This is a genomic window from Bacillus sp. GMa5/1 (assembly GCF_050172015.1).
Lineage (GTDB): Bacteria > Bacillota > Bacilli > Bacillales > Bacillaceae_G > Bacillus_A > Bacillus_A cereus.
Genome location: NZ_JBNLYC010000415.1, coordinates 1 through 1,144, shown reverse-complemented (window position 1 = coordinate 1,144; position 1,144 = coordinate 1). Strand labels below are relative to the sequence as shown.

Sequence of the window (1,144 nt, the reverse complement as noted above, 5' to 3'; positions counted from 1 at the left end):
ATGAATTGGATAATAAATAATATACATAAAGAAAAGGCGCCCATATAAGGGTGCCTTTTCTAATGGTTTTTTAGCAGAAGCAAGAAGCTCCAACAATAATTAATAAAATAAATAATACAACTAATAAAGCAAATCCTCCTGCAAAGCCACAGCCGCCACCGCAGCTACCACCAAAGCCCATAATAATTCCTCCTTTAAAGAGTAGGAGAAAAATAAGGAGTCACTCATGTATTTTAATGGATTCAAATTACTTTATGTTTTTATGGATTAAATGAGCATGGACTTTTGAAAATAAAAAAAAGACGCCATAAAGCGCCTCCCATTTGGGTAAATAAGAAGTAAGGTTTCCATTTTAATTGAAAAAAAATAGAACAGGTGCTTAGATTTTATCACGATTTCTTGCTGAATGAACATGCATTATTACATATCATCATAAATTCCTCTATTTTCCATTTGATAAAGTATATTACCAATATTACCAAAATTTAAATAAATATTTCTACAAATTCAAAATATTTACAAAAGTTAAAAAAGTGATACATTTAAGATGCAAGCTATAAAAAATATTTGAGGGGGAATTTTTATGTTCAAGAAATTAGTAGTTGGAGCATTAGCAACTGGTATTGCATTGACGGGAGGAATTGGGGCAGCGTCAGCAAGTACAGAAAAAACAGTAGATTTAAAAAATCAAGCGACTTGTTCAATACCGTATGATACTAAAGACGGTAAATTTGTAAGAACGAATATATATTATCCTGATAAAAAATATGCTAATTATTTTGAAGAAACAATTTGTCCAGGTACAGTAATTCAATGGTATTTTAAAGGTACTACAATGAGTGGAAACGCCTATTATGAAGGACACATAAAACGATAGAATAGTATATTTATTTTTTATTAAAAGCCTCGAATATCGGGGCTTTTTTATTTATGGAAATCTAAAAAGAAAAGACACCCTAAGGTGCCTTCCGCCGACTTAAGCCACTTTAATTTTAATAATATAGTGCTAAGTTTAAAAACTATAGGGATTTGTAAGTAGTTTTTACGAAATTATGAGTGTTTTTAATTCTGTATTTCAATAAGTTTTTCTTTAATCATTTGTATATAATGTTCTTTTTCTGTTAATTCAAATATAAATAATGCT

Annotated in this window: 2 protein-coding genes and 1 pseudogene; 1 reads left to right on the top strand and 2 read right to left on the bottom strand. The window is 29.3% G+C overall.

The window, feature by feature from the left end; translation table 11 throughout:
• Positions 1-70: 70 nt before the first annotated feature.
• On the bottom strand, positions 71-181 hold the full coding sequence (locus ACQGSG_RS29090; RefSeq protein ID WP_000505681.1) for a YjcZ family sporulation protein: 111 nt from the start codon (positions 179-181) through the stop codon (positions 71-73).
• Between the two features lie 402 nt (positions 182-583).
• On the opposite strand from ACQGSG_RS29090, the gene ACQGSG_RS29085 reads away from it, so the two are divergent.
• Complete coding sequence (locus ACQGSG_RS29085; protein ID WP_325842351.1) at positions 584-877, top strand: hypothetical protein; 294 nt, start codon at positions 584-586, stop codon at positions 875-877.
• Between the two features lie 185 nt (positions 878-1,062).
• Here the strand turns inward: ACQGSG_RS29085 and ACQGSG_RS29080 are convergent.
• Positions 1,063-1,144: pseudogene (locus ACQGSG_RS29080) on the bottom strand (transcriptional regulator); the annotation flags it as partial.